The following is a 17,913-nucleotide window of genomic DNA, read 5'->3' as shown; positions in this document are numbered from 1 at the left end:
TTGTAAATATACTATAAGTGATAACATCTCTTTTGCCAGTATTTTACATTTAAGTTAAGTTGTTTCGAAATTAAAAAGAATTCAATTTGCTTCCTCAAAAAAAGAGGTAATGCTACACGCGGAAGAAACTTTAAAATAGGAATGAATTTCTTATTTTAATTGAAAATAATTGTTTGTTAAATTGGAAAAAAAAGCGAGACTCAGCAATGAATGTCTCGCTTTTTTGTTACTATTTGTTTTTATATTATTTTAAATCAGCTACAAATGATAGGATTGTAGTAGCAATTTGATCTTGTTGCTTATCATCAGTCAGGTAGGCTCTGTCAGATGAATTTGAAAGGTAACCTAGTTCAATGAGTACTGCAGGTGACACTGATTTTTTTAAAATTAAAAAAGGAGCTTTTTTAATTTCAGATGGAGCTACCGCATTCCTTTGTAAAAATTTAGTGCGTAATTCATTTGCGATTTCAATTGATTGATCGTTAACTAATGACTCATTAGCCACATAAAACTCCATTCCTGATTTTGATTCATTACGACTTTGGTTAACGTGTAAGGATATGACTAAGTTGGGTTTAATTTTATTGATGAAATCTGCACGGTCGGTTAGAGATACAAATTGGTCATCATTTCGAGTGAAATGAATAATTACATTTTCATTTTTATTTAAGAGCTTAATTTTCTGAGTTATCTGTTCTACAATTTGCTTTTCAGAACTAGTAATTGATCTGGCACCAAAATCAGTTCCGCCATGCCCAGCATCAATAACTACGTGAATTTGCTTGTTGTTCTCTACACTTGGTTTTACAAATGCTAGCGATACCATAGTAGCGCAACCTAAAAAGAAAGGAATAGCTTTTTTCATTGGTTTTCAGTTTTAGAAGTTAATCTATATAAACTTACAAAAACTACTAATTATTGCATGCTTTTAAATTATTTTACATAAAAGATTGTTTAGTAATCATTTTGTAAAATAGATAAAAATAATGCCACAAATTCAAAGGGTTGGATCTTCAAATTTGTGGCAAAAAATTAGGTTCTAAATTTTTTATTCTAATGCTTTTAGCAATCCTTCGGGAGCTTTTTCAATATACATTTGGTTCAATCCGTTTACGGCTTGTGAGCTACTGAATTCTTCATAATCAGCTCTTTGTTTTTGAGTACTGACGCGACCTGTTCCTGTAATTTTTGCAATAGCAGTTTTTAATAATGGCTCATTTTCATCTCCCAAAACGCCCATGGTACTTATAGTTTCTTTTTGCAAGAAATCAGGTTGTAAACCATTTTGATAATCTCCAAAACCAACCGAATTAACAATTTTTAAAACAATAGGTTGCATAGCATATCTGTGTTTTGGATTTCTGTTGTCTGATCCAAATCCTGGAGAGTCATACAAGGTTACTGAACCTACATTTTTCCCCACGGTAACATCACCTATTTGAATCACATTGATGTGTGGTTCTAATCCGTTAATTACTAGCTCACTTGCAGATGCTGAACTTGCACTTGTAAGAATATAAACTTTGGTTAAGTTTAAACTATTGATAGCAGCACTACCTATTTTGTCAGTAAAATAATTATATAAAGCATCAGGATTCTCTGCCTCAAAGTAATCATTTATTTCCTTATTCCATTGTTGTTTTGCAAATACCTTACCCGTAAACTGTCCTGTAATCATACTTGCTAAACGTGTTGCTGTTTGCACAGAACCTCCGCCATTGTATCGTAAATCAAGAACCAATTCTGTAATACCTTGTGCTTTTAACGTACCAAAAGCTTCGTTTAATTTGGTATCAAAATTTGCTGTAAAAGCGTTGTACATCAAATACCCAATTTTGTGAGTACCTGAAATAATTACTTTATTCACTAGAATAGGATTTTCTGTTAAGACTGTTTTTGTAAGGGCTATGTTTTTTCCATTGGTTACAAATGCGCCTCCTGATATATCAGCCATGTTAAGCGTATAATCATTATTAGCCCCAAAAAGTAAAGACTGATAATTACTTACTGTAAGTGGCGTTCCATTCACTGCTGTAAAAACATCTCCTCTTTTAATATCTTTAGTAGCAGCATTAGAACCAGGAATAATATAGCGTACAAATCCGAAAATTTCTGATGAGCCAGTTGATTTTCTGCTTAAACCAAACTCAACTCCGTTATTGTTAGTAGTTCCTTGAAATTGTCCTTCTAGTTCTAAATAATCATCTACGATCCAGCTGAATTTGTCTTTGTTTGCGTCTACACGCAGTGCTGCAAATAAATTTTCAGGAGAATCAAAATCTTTTAAGAAGTTGTTTAAACTAGCTTGATCAGCAAATCTTGTTTCATCTAAATTAGCAACTTCATCTGTCCATAGGTAGTATTGATTCATGCCTTTCCAAACAAAATCTTGTATTTCAAGTGTAGCAGGAGCTGCTACATCGTCATTGTCTTGACAGCCTTGTAGCACAAAAAGTGTAATGAGTAATAGTAGGGGAATTTTAAAGTAGGTCTTCATAGGTTTGGTTTATATCCTTATTAACGTAAAAATACTAACTTTAGTTTTAATTTAATAATTTATGTTACAAAATAACTTTTCAATCGTCTTGTATATATAAGTTGTTAGTAAAACGTGTATGAACCAAAGCGAATTTGTAGTCTTGATCTCTCCATTTAAGGACAAAGTCTTTAGGCTAGCCAAGCGATTATTGCTCAGTAAAGAGGAGGCCGAAGACGCAACGCAGGAGGTTTTGACTAAGTTGTGGTCAAAAAATGATTCTTTAAATAAGTACGGTAGCGTTGAGGCATTTGCAATGACCATGACTAAGAATTTTTGTTTGGATCAACTGAAATCAAAACGAGCTAGTAATGAGCCATTAGTTCATTCTAATTATGTAGATACTGCACCAAGTCTTGAAAAAAAATTAGAAGATCAAGATAGTCTTAAATGGGTTGATACTTGTTTAGCTCAATTGCCTGAACAGCAACGCATGATTGTTCAATTACGAGATGTAGAGCAATACGAGTTTGAAGAAATAGCTTCATTGTTACAAATGAACGAAAGCGCAGTACGAGTTTCACTTTCTAGAGCGCGAAAAATAATTAGGGAATACATTATAAAGTCACACGCCCATGGAAATCAATAAAATAGAAATACTTTTAGAAAAATACTTTGAAGGAGTAACAAGTATTGCCGAAGAGAATGAATTACGTATTTATTTTTCTTCAAGCGATGTTGCACAACATTTAATACAATACCAACATTTTTTTAAGGGTCTTGATCAGTCAAAAAAAGAGCAGTTTACCCGTATCATCCCTTTTTATGAACATAAAAGGACTGTATTATGGCTTTCCATTGCAGCTTCTGTAGTCGTTGCTGTAGGAGTGGGAAGCTATGATTTTTTAAATACTGATACTACGCCACCACAGTCAGATTTAGGAACCTATGAGGATCCCAAAGTTGCCTTTGAAGCTACACAAAAAGCCTTGTCTTTATTATCGAATAATATTAATGTTGGCATAGAAAGTGTACTATATCTAGAGGAGTATCAAATTGCAAAAAATAAAGTATTTAAAAAACCAGTAAGAAAACAAGGCAGTTAAAAAACGCAAGCCTTTTTCAGTTCACATTTAATCATTAATTACCATTTATATCATGAAATCAATCAATCAAAAGGTGCCATTGAGCACAACGAACACAAAAGCTTTTAGCACTATTCAAAAGACATTTACAAAAATTGTGGTAACACTGGCGCTTTTTTTGGCCACAAATTCACTTTTTGCACAAACAGCATTTGACAAATTTGACGGTCAAGTAGAGGTCAAGTCATTTATTGTCAACAAAAAAATGTTTGACTTAATGAGCAAAGTAAAGATGGATGCATCCGATAAAGAAATGCAGCAATACTTAGCTTTAATTAAAAAATTAGACAACTTGAGGGTTTTCACAACCAAGAGTACTCGCGTAGAAGGCGAAATGAAACTAGCAGCTGATAAGTACATTAAAACAGCGGGTTTAGAAGAGTTAATGCGAGTAAATGATAATGGTAGAAATGTAAAAATCCTTGTAAAATCAGGTGCTGGAGATACACAGATACATGAGTTGTTGATGTTTATTGAAGGAGCAAAAAATGAAGATACTGTTTTAATGTCATTGACTGGGGACTTTGATTTGAATGAAATTTCAGTGTTGACCGAAAAAATGCGTATTCCAGGTGGCGACGATTTGAAAAAAGCAAGTAAAGGTAAAAAGTAAGATGAAACTACGATACGGAATTCCCGCACTACTGGCGTTATTTTTGGTAAGTTGCAACAACGAGCCGTCTTTGCAAAAATATTTTGTTGAACATTCTGAAGATAAAAATTTTATTGCCTTAGATGTTTCTCCTGAAATATTAAATGTAGACAAGGCTAAACTTACTTTGGCGCAAACCGAGGCCTTACAATCTTTTGATAAAATGAACATCTTAGCTTTTAATGCTAATGCGACTAATAAAGCCGAATTTGAAGCGGAACGCGCAAAAGTAAATCTAATTTTAAAGGACAAAAAGTACCAGCAATTGATGAAATTTGGCTCAGGTAAAGAAGGAGCTTCAGTAAGTTTTGTGGGTACTGATGAGCATATTGAAGAGTTTATTTTTTTTGCCAATAAAAATGAAAATGGTTTTGCCGTTGTGCGTGTGACCGGTGATGACATGAATCCTACGGCTGTTATGAACATGATAAGTGTGTTACAACAATCAAATATTGATATGGCTCAATTAAAACCTTTACAACAATTGATGAAGTAGTTATAAGTTTAAAAAAAAAGGCGTCATGAACTCTTGTTGATGACGCTTTTTTTTGGCTTCTATTTTTTCTTCAGGAACAAAATTAATCCTAAAGCACTCACTATTAAAATTGCCAGTGCGGCCAAAACCATTGAAGCATCACGCACATTTTTGCCTGCCCAATCTAAAAACAAAAATTTGTGCAGAATAGCAAAGGAATAACCTTCTCTTTTGTCTGCGTTTTCTACTTTAGCGGCTAATCTTGAGGTGGCTGTTTCTATAAAATAATTAGTATTTTCAGGCGTGTTATAAGCAAGTTTCACCACAGGAAGGCGCTTATTTACAAAGCCATATTCCCGACTTTCAAACTCAGTAATAATTTTAGTTTCAACCAACTTTGCGTTTTGTAAAGAAGTTTCAGGTTCATCAGTTTCAGGAATCATTTCGCAACAAGCGGCTTTTGGTGCACCATCTGTAAAATAATGCGCTAAAAATTCAGCATATTTTACATCTAGATTAGGTGTGATTTGATTGGTTTGTGCGTTGATGTAAACTATTTCTAGTGGTTGTTTGTCTTTCTTTGCCCATTTTGATTCAGGTGCGCTGATGGCTGTGTTGGTCTTTGTTACTTGCTTGGGAAGCAGTTGGCAACGGTAGTACAAACTGTCTTGAAAAGCAACTATACTGGCATTTTCAAACCGATTCCAATCTAATTTTAAATCAGTATGTGCAGTTGTTAGTGCTTCGGTTTTAAAGCTAGGTTCGTACACCATTTGCGAGAGTGTGTACGGATCCCATTTGGTAGTGACATGGTATGCACCGCTAAAAGCAAAGGTTAAGGTAAATAATGAAATCCAAATACCGATTTGTCGGTGGTAACGGCGGATACCTTTTTTGGGGGCAAGCGCATCACTTTTTTTGAATTGTTTCCAGAAAAGGCCATAAATCAAGAGTCCGCTTATTGCTGAAAAGGAGATGACAGACAAAAGCAAAATCATGATTATGATGCGCAAACTGTTATTAGAAATCGCATCAATAAAGGACCAATTGTGAAAGGTATCGAAGAACCAAATAAAAATTTGACGCGATTTCGGGTTCAAAGTAGCTAGTTTGCTTGAGGCGGTTTCTACGTAAACATGCATTTCATCGTCACGATCAAAACTCAGTTGGTACACGGGCAAGTAGCGGTTTACGTACTTGTATTGCGTTGTAAATTCAGTGAGAATTTTGCTGTTTGAAATGCGGCTTGTGCTGTCTTGTAAAAAGTAACGCGCCAATACTTCGGCGTATTTTTGATCACCGTTTTCAAGTTTTTGAGCCGTGGTTGCGTCAAAATAGAGTAGGGCTCCTGATTCGGTTTTTACTTGATAATAGGTTTTATCGTTCAAGCTTACAAGGCGAAAGTTTTTGAACGTTTTGAGTTGGTTTTTTTGTAAGACCTCTTTTAACGTCAATGGCAATTGGCTCTGATTGATGGCAGTTTGTTGTAGTTCTTGATTGGCGATTTCGGGTTTGAAAAAATGCGCCATAAACGGATGCATGATGCCTGAAAGTGTCCAAAAGATAACGGGAACAATGGTTATTATGGCCAAAGTTCGGTGCCACGCGTAGACGTGCTGCTTGATTTTTTTGATCCATTTGGAATCTTTTTTTCGTGTAGATGTCTTTTGATTTTCTTTTTTCATTTTGTGTTTTTTTTAGCCCGGATAGGAGCGATATCCTTTTTTGAGGCCTTTTTTTGGCCTCAAAAAAGATAAAGCGTATAGCCGGATAAGCTCCTGATAATTATTTTTTTAACGATAAGTTGTACTGCAATCCCATCATGAAAATGCGAGGTGCGGCAGCGGTATACGTAGCCTGATCGATTGTGGCATTGCCTCGAGAAACATTGGTAGCATACAATTTATCGGTCAAGTTCATGATATTGGTAAAAAATTCAACTTGTTTGTAGCGGTAGCCTAATCGAGTATTAAAGAGGGAGTAACCAGCGTAGGAAACAGTGTTGATTTGGTTTTGAAACCAGCTTGATACGTACTGGCATTCTAGCGCTGCACGGAAGTTAGGGAACCATTTAGGGTAGTAATTGAGCTCAGAATTAGCAATCCATCTCGGTGCGCTCGGCATGTCAAAGCCGTCGAGTTTTTGAACCGCATCGGTGCTTCGTCTGGAAACGGTAAAGTCGATAAATTCGTGGCGCGCATAGGTTCCGCCAAGGCGAAATGCAAGCTGTGAGGACGGATTGTATTGTAGTCCAAGTTCAATTCCTCTATGGCTTGTTTTTCCAGCTGATTGGGTATCGGTTGAATTATCTGGTTGGCGAATGCTCAATAATTCGTTGTGACCATCAAGTAGATACACGGCAAAATCTAGTGTCAATTTGTTTTTTAGCAAACTGTTATAACCACCAATTTCGTAGTTTGAAAAATGCGCTGCATCCAGATCCGTGTAAAATTGTACAAGCGTAACTCCAGGTTTTGGACGGAATAAAGTTGTCACCGAAGGTGGAGAGAATCCTTGAGAATAATTGGCATAAAACCCAACGTTAGTAAGTGGATTGTAATTGATGCCCGCTTTAAAAGTCAACTGATCGTAGGTTTTGGCTCCCGAAGTAGCATTGATGTTATTAATGTAATCAATTTTGATGTAGTCGTAGCGCGCCCCTGTGGTTACCGTTACTTTTGAAAGGGGCTGAAAGTTGTATTGCACATAGCCGGAATTGTTGTAAATGGTAGCATTGTAATTTGAAATGCGTAAGTCTGGTCGAACTTCTAAAATTTGATACTTGTTTACCGTCTTTCCATCTGGATTTCGGTTGGCTTGTAGTTTAATTTGGTGCGAAAAATAATCATTTGGTGACCTATCGTAGGTAGTTCCAGCGATTAGTTTAGAGTTTAAAAACGAAAATCCTTGCGTGTGCTGTGCTACGATTCCGTAACTCTTAAAATCGTTCGAATTGATTTCGCCAGTTGCTTTGGTAGGATCGTTGGTTGCTGACGGTGTAGGATTCCATCGAATGCCGTAGCTTGGGTTTTGTCCTACTTTATTGTCTCGGTGGTAAACTGTTACAACCGTTTGACTGTTCTCATTCCACTCTTTTTCAAGTGTTAGACGGCTGCGTAAAGCCTCTGATTTTCGGTACGTAAAATCGGTTGTGCTTTTGTACGAACGATTATTAAAGTCTTGTTCGTTTACGCTGCCCGTCATGTCCGAGTAATATTGCCCATAAAAAGTACTACTAATCAAGCGGAGACTATTGGTAAAATTGTATTGGAATTTAGCGTTCAAATTGTTCTTGTTGTAATCAGAAAAGGTGAGCCAACTGTTAGTTTGGTCAGTGCTTGCGCCCGCAATGGCAAACGAAAATTTACCTACGGTAGCGCTGCCGAAGGCTTGAAGGTTGCGGTAGCCGTATTGATCTGCTTGAATCCCTACTTTAAACTCGGGGTCGCGGCTTGGTTTTACAGTAATAAAATTTACTGTTCCTCCCACAGCTTCTGGACCGTAAAGCGATGAAGCGGGGCCTTTGATTACTTCTAGATTTTGTAAATTAAACGGATTCATTTCAAGCAAAGCATTGTGGTTAAAAACCCCGAGTGGTCGAATGGGCAAGCCGTCTTCTAAATACAAATAATACGGACTCAAACCCATAGGTTGCCTGATGGACATTCCGTGTTGCTCGTTGCCAAGATTCATCATCATGACGCCAGGCGTTTTATTTACAATTTCGAAAGCAGAAGTCGCTTTGGTTTCTTGAATGAGTTTTGTAGATAGTTTAGAAATTGCCACTGGCACTTCACTTCGTTTGGCTTTGCCACGGTTGGCGGTAATTACGACTTCGTTTAGGTTTTCGACCGCAGCAGTATCTATTTGGATTTTTTGTTGCGCAAATCCAACTTGTAATGCCAAGAGCATTACAAAAAGTATATTTTTCATTTTTTTTGAATGGTAAAAAGGATCTTATTTCAGTGAAATACAAACCTGAATACTAGGCTAATACTTAGTAAATAGGTTGCAATATGGTAAGGAGCTAATAGTACAACTGCACAGTGACCCAGAACCAATAGTTCAGAGTTGTTTGTAGCAAATGCTAAAAAATAGGGCTGTCCTTATGAAATGAAATAAGCGGGAGGGCGAAAAGTGAAGGTCGAAAAGGAAGCTGTTTTTTTTGCTTCGGTGGTACTGATTTTTACAATTGGAAGCATAGGCTCCACAAGTGCATATTCATTGGAGATCAATTCGCGAACATAAACTAAATCTGTTTTTTCTTTCAGATTATTTTGCATGCGTTTCTCATTATCAGTGTAGCGTTTTAAACTTTTTTGCAGTTCGCAACGTCCGTTACAACTATTAAAAACCATTTTGCGTTGCACACAAATGGTTTTGGCAATTTCAACTTGATTCAATTTAAAGTTCACGTACGTGAGAAAGTTACCCAAGGATGGCATTAGAACAATACAAGATAATAGTATGATGCAAACTTTTTTCACTCTGTTTTTTACTACTGCAAAAGTAACGCATAAAGACAAAATAATGAAGGCTTAAACGTTAATATTTTCTTGGTGCATCAAGATGTTGTTTCAGAACTTTAACATGTAATCAAGTCAAGATGTAATACTAGTAATTTCAAAAAACATTTTTTTAAATATCACTAAAAGTGGGTATTGTGTAAGCCTTTTAATACACGTAATATTGTGCCTTAGAAAAAACAAATAATAAATTAAAACCATGAGTACTTTATTCAGTTGCAAACCCGTTCAAAAAAAAAATGAAGGTTTTTACTTTTACTTAGGAGCATTTATATTATCTGTAAAATGCGCGTTGTTGCTATCCCTTATTGTACTTTATATATTTTAATTGAGAGAGACATTGAAGAGTATTTTGGGCATAACGCTCCAGAGACTTTTGAATAACACTTTTAATTTGATTGCGGAAATATTCAGGTCGTGTCATCTCAAGACCATTGCCAAAACCTAGAAAAATACGTGCTAGTTCATAATTTGGAATCACAAATAAGTGAATAATAATGCTCCCATCTTCATTTTGTTTGATCAACCGTTGTGAATTATGCAAGGGTTTAGTAAGCACATAAGGAGCATTTATGACGTCAATCCAGAGTTCAAATCTATGGGGCGCAAACCCGTATTCACAGTCTCTCCCACAACATTTTTGTAATACCTGTCCCCATTAAAATTCTCCTCTAAATGAGGCATGTTAAAATCATAATCAATAGCAATGATTCTATCTAGTGCCACATTAGTTATGGGCTGGTTTTTCTTTCATCTTCCTATCAAGAACCATCTGTTGTTGAATTATTTCAATATAAATCCATGAAAATGAAATACCATTTCTTTCCTTAACAATCATAAGACTTTGTAGTTTAAATTGAGAAAACAGTTTGGGTTATTTTAATTACAAAAACAGGTATTTATACGCTGTTTTTGTAATTTGTTTTTATTATTTTTGAGAAATACCTTATGGAAAATAAAATAGGAGAGAAGTATTCTTGATACTCTATAGAATGTGAGTGGTTTGGGGAGTGGGAAGTGGATGGCGAAGGAGTTCGGTAGGGTTTCTAGGAATGAAATAAATAAATAATTTATGTATCTATCAGAATTAAAACTTTGGAATTTTAGAAAATATGGTTCAGAAAAGCCATTTGATTTGAATGAACCTGATTTAATTGTTCCATTCAATAAAGGATTAAACGTTTTAATTGGGGAAAATGATTCTGGTAAAACAGCAATTCTTGATGCTATTAAATTAGTTTTGAAAACACACGCTTACGAATGGATTAAAGTTGAAGAATCTGATTTTTATCGAGGTTCTGATAAATTAAGAATTGAACTTGAATTTAGAGATTTAAAACCAAATGAAGCTAAAAATTTCATTGAATGGTTGGGATGGGAAGGTATTGGAAAAGAGGCGACACCAATTTTAAGGTTGATATATCAAGTTGAAATAAAGCAGGATAGAATTCAAGTAACAGATGTTAAAGCAGGGATGGATGACACAGGTTATCCATTAAATGCTGAAGCTAGAGAATATTTGAAAACAACATATTTAAAAGCACTAAGAGATGCTGATAATGATTTAACAGCAAAAAAGAATTCAAGATTATCTCAAATTCTCAAAGAACACGAATTCTTTAAAAAGAAATCAAAAACAATTGATCATCCTTTTGAAGCCCAATTTAAAAAATTGAATGTTCAGATTGAAGATTGGTTTAAAACTGCAGGAAATGAAAAACTAAAAAAAATTATAGATGATTTTTTAGTTTCATTTACAGATAAGGATAAAATATCAACTATATCTCTAGGAGATAGCGATATTAAAAGTATTTTAGAAAAAGTTTCACTTGGAGTATTAGATCAACAAAACCTTGGCTTAGGCACAATGAATCGATTGTATATGGCTGCTGAATTGTTACATTTAAAGAAAGATAATTGGGATGGGTTAAAATTGTGTATGATTGAAGAATTAGAAGCACATTTGCATCCACAAGCACAAATGAAAATTATTGAAGCACTCCAAAAAGAAACGGAGGTTCAGTTCATATTATCTACGCATAGTCCAAATTTAGCATCAAAAGTTAAACTTCATAATTTAATACTTTGTAATAACAACTTGGCGTTGCCTTTAGGAGAAGTGCCTAATGAAGAAAACGAAAGAAGTAACAAAGATAAATACACTAAATTAGATAAATACGATTATAAGTTTTTAGAACGATTTCTAGATGTTACAAAAGCAAATTTGTTTTTTGCAAAAGGTGTTATTTTAGTTGAAGGCTGGTCTGAAGAAATTATTTTACCCATTATTGCTAAAAGACTAGGTTATGACTTAACAGAAAAAGAAATATCAATTGTCAATGTTGGTTCTACAGCTTATTTAAAATTCGCAAAAATATTTTTAAGACAAAATCCCATTGAAAAATTAAATATTCCTGTTGCAATAATAACAGATTTAGATAATAGACCGGAAGCTAAAGATAATTCATTTTGCAAAGTTAAAAAAGAAGAAAAAGAAAATAAATTAGATGAATTAGAAAAGAGTTTCAATAATACCAATGTACTTCTATCTTATACAAGTGATTGGACTTTAGAATGGTGTTTATACAAATCAGAAACACTTTCGGAAATTTTTAAAAAATCTGTTTCTGACATTCATTCAGGTACTGAAGAATTTAAAGGAGGAAAGTTTGAAGAAAACAAGTTTATATCGAAATTAAGAAAAGACAAAGGACATAGTCCAATTGATAAAGTAGAGGTTGCTTCTATTTTAGCTGAAAAAATTGAAAATGATTTGTTAATCACGAAAGAGAATATAGAGAAAGACAAGAAATTGGAATACATTGTAAAAGCTATAAAATATGCTTGCAATGAAGATTGAAATAAATAATACCCATATAAATGAAGCTGAAAAGATTTTTATAAACGGAAATGAATTTGATAAAACAGAGAGAATTCCATTTATTAAAAATCTTGAAACTTGTGATTTGTTAGCAGTTCCAGGTAGTGGAAAAACAACAGCATTAATGGCAAAACTTTATTGTTTATCTAAACAACTTCCATTTAAAGATGGTTCAGGTGTTTTGGTTTTAGCTCATACTAATTCAACAGTTGATGAAATTGAGAGAGAACTAAAAAAACATTGCCCTAATTTATTTGAGTATCCAAACTTTATAGGAACAATACAAAGTTTTGTAAATAAGTTTTTAGCCAATCCTGCAAATTTTATAAAATATGGTTCTTATATAGCTAAAAATGATGATGATATATTTAAAAAGGAAGCTTTAGATTATTATTTTTCTTTAAAATGGAAAAAAACAGAACCTAAAAACTTAGTAAATAAACTATATGGAGTTGTAAACATAGGTAAGGATATTGATTTTAAAATAGGCTGTGAAAATATTAAAGAATTTTTACGCTTTTTTGAGTTTGACATAATTAATAGAAAAATTATTTACAACGGAAAAACGATATACACATACAACGGAGCTAGTCAAAGATATTATTTAGAGATTGAACAATGGAAAGAAGGACTTTTAAAAAAAGGAATTCTTACCTATAAAGATTCCTTTAATTTATCAAAGTGGTATTTGCAAAATTTCCCGCGTATAAAAGAACAACTTCAGCATCGTTTTAAATATGTATTTATTGATGAAATGCAAGATTTGGAAGAATATCAAATTGATATCATTGATAATATTTTTTTTAATGAAGAATCACAAACAATAGTTCAAAGAATTGGAGATCCGAATCAGTCAATTTACAATAAGGTTAAAGATGAGTGTGATTGGAAACCAAGAAATATTAAATACTTAAATGGCTCTAAACGTTTAAGTCCTAAAAATGCAGAATTAATAAACTGTTTTACATATAAAAATGAAGAAGATAACTTTAAAGTCATTGGTAAGAGGAAACTTTTAAAAGATGAAAAAGAAATTCATCCTCATTTAGTTTTATTTACTAAAGAAACCAAAGAACAATTAAAAAGTAAATTTGAAGAAATAATAAAAAATTATAATCTTCATAATATTGAAGCAAAGAAAAAGGGATTTAAAATTATAGGTTGGACAGGTGAAAGAACAAACGAAGGTGATGGTAATTTATGTCTTCATACTATTTTTGGTTATAACAAATTAAGTAAAACAAGAAAAGAAGATTTTGATTCATTAAGTAAATATCTTCAACTTTTTAATCACGAAAAAGAAACTTTAGAATCAGTTCGAAAATCAATATTGAACGCTTTGATCTCAATATTGAGATTTGAAGAAAAGAAAGTAGAAAAGAAAATCAGGAATAAAAGTATTGAACGGTTTTTTACTAAAAGCGATTTAATTGAATACATTAAAAACCATTCAGATATTGAAGCTTATGAGAACTTTAAAGATAAATTATTTGGTTGGTGTTTTGATTTAGTTTCAAAAAAAAATCACATGAAAACATTCAACGCGGTTAAAGATTTCATCGAGAATGAATTTAAAGATTGGTTTGAAATAAAACTTAATCCTAAAACACAACATTTTATTTTTGAATATGTTGATGAAAAGAAAATCAAGAATAAAAAAATTGTTGAAGATGATTTAGGTATTGAAATAGCTACTGTTCATTCTGTAAAAGGTCAAACACATTGTGCAACAATGTATGTTGAAACGGCATATAAAAAGCCTATTTATGAAACTTTAAAGTTAAAAGAGGCTAGTTTAAATAAATCAATTAAGAAACAGCAATTAAAAACAATCCCATTATATAAACAAAAACAAAGTTGTGAAACTCCAACAGGTATAGAAGCATTAAAAATGATGTATGTTGGTTTTTCCCGTCCAACACATTTGTTGTGTTTTGCTGTTTTAGAAGAAAATGTGAAAGATGATTTAGATGAATATAAAAGTGCTGATTGGATAATTAATGATGATTTAGCAAAAAAAATAAAATTATGATAACAAAGGAGCAAATAGAAGATTTAGGATTTGTATTTAAACAAAAACTAATTACTAATAATATTGATTTCATAAATAGAGAAATTAAAACAATGGTAACTTTATCGTTAGATGGTACAGTTGACATTACATGTGAGAATTATAAAAAAAATTGGAGTAATATTACTTCAATTGATGAATTAAGAAAAATTATTGTAGATATTTAGAAATTAATTTCTTAATAACACTTTATAAAATTTAATACCCATTCAAAACCTCACACACCTACATCTTATCTTGGTTGAGGTAATTTCAAGAGGTAAATCTTTTGGGCTAAACACAGCAAGCTCTAACATCAATATAAAAGGCTTGCATTAGTTGCCGCTAAATGAGTTTTACAAAAAATTATAGGAAGTAGGTGGTGAAACTAAAGACAATTTATAAATTAAAAAGTTACATAGAATTTAAAACAATGATGCAAAAAGAACAAAGAGTCGAAATTATTGATATGCTTAGAGGTTGGGCACTTTTAATAGTAGTTATTTCAAATTATTTATATTATGCTTACAGCCCAGAGTGGACAATACATGGAGAGGGAATTGTAGCAACAGTAATAAATGGAGTAGAATCCATACTTTTTTCAGCTAAAGGATGGACTTTACTTTTTACTCTTTTTGGTTTTGGTTTTGGAGTTATTTATGCTAAAAAGCAGCAACAAACTTATTTTTTTCTGGTACGCCGCATGCTGGTTTTATTTGTATTCGCTTTTGTAAACAGTTTGTTTTATGATGGTGATATTTTACGGGATTATGCTTTTTTAGGCTTACTGATGTTGTTTTTTATTCATTTCTCTGCTAAAACATTATTGTACATGGCTGGTGTATTGTTTTTATTTGCGCCGTTTCTAGCAGCATACATAAATACGGTTGATACGGCATATGTTACAACGCTGACTACTGGTATTGCACCTTTAAGATATAGCACCCAATTGCTAGAGGTTTTTAAATACAATATTTTGAATTCAATTTATACTGAAGTTCTTAATTTGGCCTATTCTGTAACAGCGCATTATATCATGTTTACGTGTATGATATTGGGATTGGCGATACAAAAGAGTAAGTTCTTGGAAACTGTATTTGAAAGGAAAAGTCAAATAAAAAAATCCTTATTTTTAGTTGTAAGTATCACAATCGTTTTATGGGGAATTTTTATATTTTCTAAGATGTATAAATTACCTTATTTAAAGTATTTCTCATTTCATTACTGGATTGTTTTAACAACCATGCTTTCTACGAGTTTGTTAATCATATTGCTTTATACAAATCAAAAATTTAAAAAAACATTTAAAGCATTTTCATGGGTTGGCAGAATGACTTTTACGAATTACATAACCCAAAATTTAATTGCTTTTTTCGTATTTCAAGGAGTTGGTTTAGGCTTGTTTCATCATATGCCTTTCTATTTTTACTTTTTGTTTGCTATCACTATTTATGTACTTCAAATCGGATTTAGCTATTGGTGGTTAAAAAATCATGTTTACGGACCTTTAGAATGGCTTTGGAGACAATTAAGTGATACAAAAAATGATGTTTTTATGAAATAAATTGCAAACTATTCTATGACCATTCAAGACTTACAATCTCAAAACGGCATCCTTTGCAAAGTTATTTCGGGGAGTAGGTCATTTGGGTTAGGTATACCAACCTCTATGCAGATATAAAAGCCACAAACATAGAATACGATGACTTACTAGAAATGGCTGATGGTTTACTAGCTTCTATTGAAAAATCATATACAACATCAGCTTTACCTGAACGTCTAGATGAACGAAAGGCTACTCAGGCTTTGATACGCATTCGAGAAGAATTGTATCAATAATTATAAAACAGTAGCGCATTTGCATCATGAGGCATCAAAAAACCGCCGCTACTAGCACGATCAGATTGTTTTGCCGTAGTAAATCAGTATGGATGTTTTTTGATAGTGTTCGAGTTTTTTAGGAAGCAAAACGAAAGTTGTGTAAAAATAGATTAAACTAAAAAGGCGAACCTTAACGGATCGCCTTTTTAGTTTAAAAAAGTTACTTACAATTGCGTAGTATCTAAAAATGGGATATACTCTTGTAATTAGACTTTATTTGTGACCACGGTGGGATTTGAACCCACACGCCCTTTCGAGCACCACCCCCTCAAGATGGCAAGTCTACCGTTTCTCCACGTGGCCTAAAAAAATAAAAGGCCAAGTAATAAATTACTCGACCTTTTGTGACCCGACTGGGGCTCGAACCCAGGACCCCATCATTAAAAGTGATGTGCTCTACCAACTGAGCTATCGAGTCAATGCTTTCAAGAAAATTATGTGTTGATCACTAAAATTGTGACCCGACTGGGGCTCGAACCCAGGACCCCATCATTAAAAGTGATGTGCTCTACCAACTGAGCTATCGAGTCATATTCTTTCCTTGAATGCGGGTGCAAATATAAGAACTAATTTCGGATAATTGCAAGCATTTTTATTATAAATTTGTCTTTTTTAAAGAAAAAAACTCAACCCCTTAATTTGTAAGGTTTTATTAAGATGAAAAAAATCATATTATTAGGTTATATGGGCTGCGGGAAGTCCACTATTGCAAATATATTGTCCAAAAGTATTCAAGTCCCTTTCGTAGATTTGGACGAAATGATCGAAAAAAAACTCAATTTATCTATAAATGCTATTTTTGAAAAGCATGGGGAAATATATTTTCGCAAAATAGAACACGAAGTTTTTGCCGATTTGATGCAATCAACAGAGGAAATGATCATCGGTTTGGGCGGAGGAACGCCTTGTTATGCCAATAATCATGAATTTTTTAAAGGGGAAAACGTTTTTTCGATCTATTTAAAAGCTTCGATCGAGACTTTATTTCAAAGATTACATCAAAATAAAAGCAAAAGACCGCTTATTGCGAGTAAAAACGAAGAGGATATGAGAGAGTTTATGGCAAAACATTTGTTCGATAGAAGCTTTTATTACAATCAAGCTCAATATAAGGTAGTGGTTGATGAAAAATCTATCGAACAAACGGTTGCTGATATTATTGCTTTGTTAGCTTAAGTAAGCGTAATTGTCTCCGTTTTCGTCAAACACAACTTGTACATGCTCAAAAAGTGAAGTAGATAGTGAAATACCTTTGAAATCGGCTTTTACAGGGTACTTTTTGTGATTTCGATCCACCAAGACTGCTGTTTTAAATTTTTTCAGTGGTACATCTATAAAGTGTTTGACAGCATATATTAAAGTAGTACCTGAATTTAATACATCATCAACAAGTACTAAACCTTTATTGGTGTACTGTTCTTGGGTTATCGAGGTATGAATAGGGGACTGCGGATGTTGTTTGTTAATTTGTACCTCGCAAAGCGTAACCGTTAATGGCGATATAGTTTCTAGTACTGCTGCTATTTTTTTGGCAAAAGTAAAACCGTTGCTTGCAATTCCAGCAATGACAATTTCTTGTTCATCTACAAAGGTTTCGTAGATTTGATAGGCAATTCGTTTTATTTTATGTTCAATTTCCTGATTGTTCAAGATGATGTTTTTGCTCATTATTTGAAAATTTGTTTTCCCCTCCCCAGCCCTCCCCGAAAGGGAGGGAGCCAAGGCTGGCAAATGTTATTTGATATTTTATCTGATTTTATTTGTCACTTATTCTGCATTCAAATTTTACGGTCGGTTATTAGCTTTACAGAAGTTAACTAATGTTTT

At 33.3% G+C, this 17,913-nt stretch carries 18 protein-coding genes and 3 tRNA genes; 10 read left to right on the top strand and 11 right to left on the bottom strand.

Going from position 1 to position 17,913, the window contains the following annotated elements:
* Positions 1–244: 244 nt before the first annotated feature.
* Together IQ05_RS11130 and IQ05_RS11125 are read right to left on the bottom strand one after the other, a co-directional pair.
* Positions 245–865 (bottom strand): N-acetylmuramoyl-L-alanine amidase family protein, encoded by a 621-nt coding sequence (locus tag IQ05_RS11130; protein ID WP_144892950.1) that lies wholly within the window; start codon positions 863–865, stop codon positions 245–247.
* A 183-nt stretch (positions 866–1,048) separates the two neighbouring features.
* Positions 1,049–2,497 carry a S41 family peptidase gene (locus tag IQ05_RS11125; RefSeq protein ID WP_144892948.1) on the bottom strand — a complete coding sequence of 483 codons (1,449 nt, stop codon included), beginning with the start codon at positions 2,495–2,497 and terminating at the stop codon, positions 1,049–1,051.
* 118 nt (positions 2,498–2,615) lie between these two features.
* On the opposite strand from IQ05_RS11125, the gene IQ05_RS11120 reads away from it, so the two are divergent.
* Genes IQ05_RS11120 through IQ05_RS11105 form a run of 4 tightly spaced genes read left to right on the top strand, consistent with a single transcriptional unit; the run spans position 2,616 to position 4,769 of the window.
* On the top strand, positions 2,616–3,125 hold the full coding sequence (locus IQ05_RS11120; protein ID WP_144892946.1) for an RNA polymerase sigma factor: 510 nt from the start codon (positions 2,616–2,618) through the stop codon (positions 3,123–3,125).
* Entirely contained in the window at positions 3,112–3,582 is a 471-nt protein-coding gene (locus tag IQ05_RS11115; protein WP_144892944.1) for a hypothetical protein, read from the top strand. Before IQ05_RS11120 ends, IQ05_RS11115 begins: the two co-directional genes overlap by 14 nt.
* Before the next feature lie 52 nt (positions 3,583–3,634).
* Positions 3,635–4,234 carry a DUF4252 domain-containing protein gene (locus IQ05_RS11110; RefSeq protein ID WP_144892942.1) on the top strand — a complete coding sequence of 200 codons (600 nt, stop codon included), beginning with the start codon at positions 3,635–3,637 and terminating at the stop codon, positions 4,232–4,234.
* Position 4,235: 1 nt separating this feature from the next.
* Complete coding sequence (locus tag IQ05_RS11105; protein ID WP_144892940.1) at positions 4,236–4,769, top strand: DUF4252 domain-containing protein; 534 nt, start codon at positions 4,236–4,238, stop codon at positions 4,767–4,769.
* Positions 4,770–4,828: 59 nt separating this feature from the next.
* Here IQ05_RS11105 and IQ05_RS11100 read toward each other — a convergent pair whose 3' ends face one another.
* From IQ05_RS11100 to IQ05_RS15520, 5 genes are all read right to left on the bottom strand, one after another.
* Positions 4,829–6,433: a PepSY-associated TM helix domain-containing protein gene (locus IQ05_RS11100; RefSeq protein WP_144892938.1), complete on the bottom strand. Its 1,605-nt coding sequence runs from the start codon at positions 6,431–6,433 to the stop codon at positions 4,829–4,831.
* Between the two features lie 100 nt (positions 6,434–6,533).
* A complete protein-coding gene (locus tag IQ05_RS11095; RefSeq protein WP_144892936.1) occupies positions 6,534–8,681 on the bottom strand; it encodes a TonB-dependent receptor family protein in 2,148 nt (715 codons plus the stop codon).
* Between the two features lie 173 nt (positions 8,682–8,854).
* On the bottom strand, positions 8,855–9,151 hold the full coding sequence (locus IQ05_RS15530; protein WP_244289563.1) for a hypothetical protein: 297 nt from the start codon (positions 9,149–9,151) through the stop codon (positions 8,855–8,857).
* A 421-nt stretch (positions 9,152–9,572) separates the two neighbouring features.
* Positions 9,573–9,833 (bottom strand): WCX domain-containing protein, encoded by a 261-nt coding sequence (locus IQ05_RS15525; protein ID WP_394345203.1) that lies wholly within the window; start codon positions 9,831–9,833, stop codon positions 9,573–9,575.
* Between the two features lie 11 nt (positions 9,834–9,844).
* On the bottom strand, positions 9,845–10,000 hold the full coding sequence (locus tag IQ05_RS15520; RefSeq protein WP_244289562.1) for a hypothetical protein: 156 nt from the start codon (positions 9,998–10,000) through the stop codon (positions 9,845–9,847).
* A gap of 346 nt (positions 10,001–10,346) precedes the next feature.
* Between IQ05_RS15520 and IQ05_RS11080 the strand changes: the two genes are divergently transcribed.
* From IQ05_RS11080 to IQ05_RS15570, 5 genes are all read left to right on the top strand, one after another.
* On the top strand, positions 10,347–12,134 hold the full coding sequence (locus IQ05_RS11080; RefSeq protein ID WP_144892934.1) for an ATP-dependent nuclease: 1,788 nt from the start codon (positions 10,347–10,349) through the stop codon (positions 12,132–12,134).
* On the top strand, positions 12,124–14,187 hold the full coding sequence (locus tag IQ05_RS11075; RefSeq protein ID WP_158634587.1) for a UvrD-helicase domain-containing protein: 2,064 nt from the start codon (positions 12,124–12,126) through the stop codon (positions 14,185–14,187). The genes IQ05_RS11080 and IQ05_RS11075 overlap by 11 nt, the downstream gene beginning before the upstream one ends.
* Positions 14,184–14,393, top strand: a complete 210-nt coding sequence (locus IQ05_RS11070; protein ID WP_144892930.1) for a hypothetical protein — start codon at positions 14,184–14,186, stop codon at positions 14,391–14,393. Before IQ05_RS11075 ends, IQ05_RS11070 begins: the two co-directional genes overlap by 4 nt.
* Before the next feature lie 245 nt (positions 14,394–14,638).
* Positions 14,639–15,769, top strand: a complete 1,131-nt coding sequence (locus IQ05_RS11065; protein WP_144892928.1) for a DUF418 domain-containing protein — start codon at positions 14,639–14,641, stop codon at positions 15,767–15,769.
* A gap of 152 nt (positions 15,770–15,921) precedes the next feature.
* On the top strand, positions 15,922–16,044 hold the full coding sequence (locus IQ05_RS15570; protein WP_262711539.1) for a hypothetical protein: 123 nt from the start codon (positions 15,922–15,924) through the stop codon (positions 16,042–16,044).
* 262 nt (positions 16,045–16,306) lie between these two features.
* Here IQ05_RS15570 and IQ05_RS11060 read toward each other — a convergent pair.
* From IQ05_RS11060 to IQ05_RS11050, 3 genes are all read right to left on the bottom strand, one after another.
* A tRNA-Leu gene (locus IQ05_RS11060) sits at positions 16,307–16,389 on the bottom strand.
* Positions 16,390–16,431: 42 nt separating this feature from the next.
* Positions 16,432–16,504, bottom strand: a tRNA-Lys gene (locus IQ05_RS11055).
* Between the two features lie 39 nt (positions 16,505–16,543).
* A tRNA-Lys gene (locus tag IQ05_RS11050) sits at positions 16,544–16,616 on the bottom strand.
* 127 nt (positions 16,617–16,743) lie between these two features.
* On the opposite strand from IQ05_RS11050, the gene IQ05_RS11045 reads away from it, so the two are divergent.
* A complete protein-coding gene (locus IQ05_RS11045; protein WP_144892926.1) occupies positions 16,744–17,262 on the top strand; it encodes a shikimate kinase in 519 nt (172 codons plus the stop codon).
* Here the strand turns inward: IQ05_RS11045 and IQ05_RS11040 are convergent.
* Positions 17,254–17,754: a phosphoribosyltransferase family protein gene (locus IQ05_RS11040; protein ID WP_144892924.1), complete on the bottom strand. Its 501-nt coding sequence runs from the start codon at positions 17,752–17,754 to the stop codon at positions 17,254–17,256. The genes IQ05_RS11045 and IQ05_RS11040 overlap by 9 nt on opposite strands.
* Between the last annotated feature and the right edge of the window lie 159 nt (positions 17,755–17,913).

Origin of the sequence: Flavobacterium tiangeerense (assembly GCF_007830355.1) — a bacterium.
Lineage (GTDB): Bacteria > Bacteroidota > Bacteroidia > Flavobacteriales > Flavobacteriaceae > Flavobacterium > Flavobacterium tiangeerense.
This window is presented reverse-complemented; position numbering and strand designations above follow the sequence as displayed.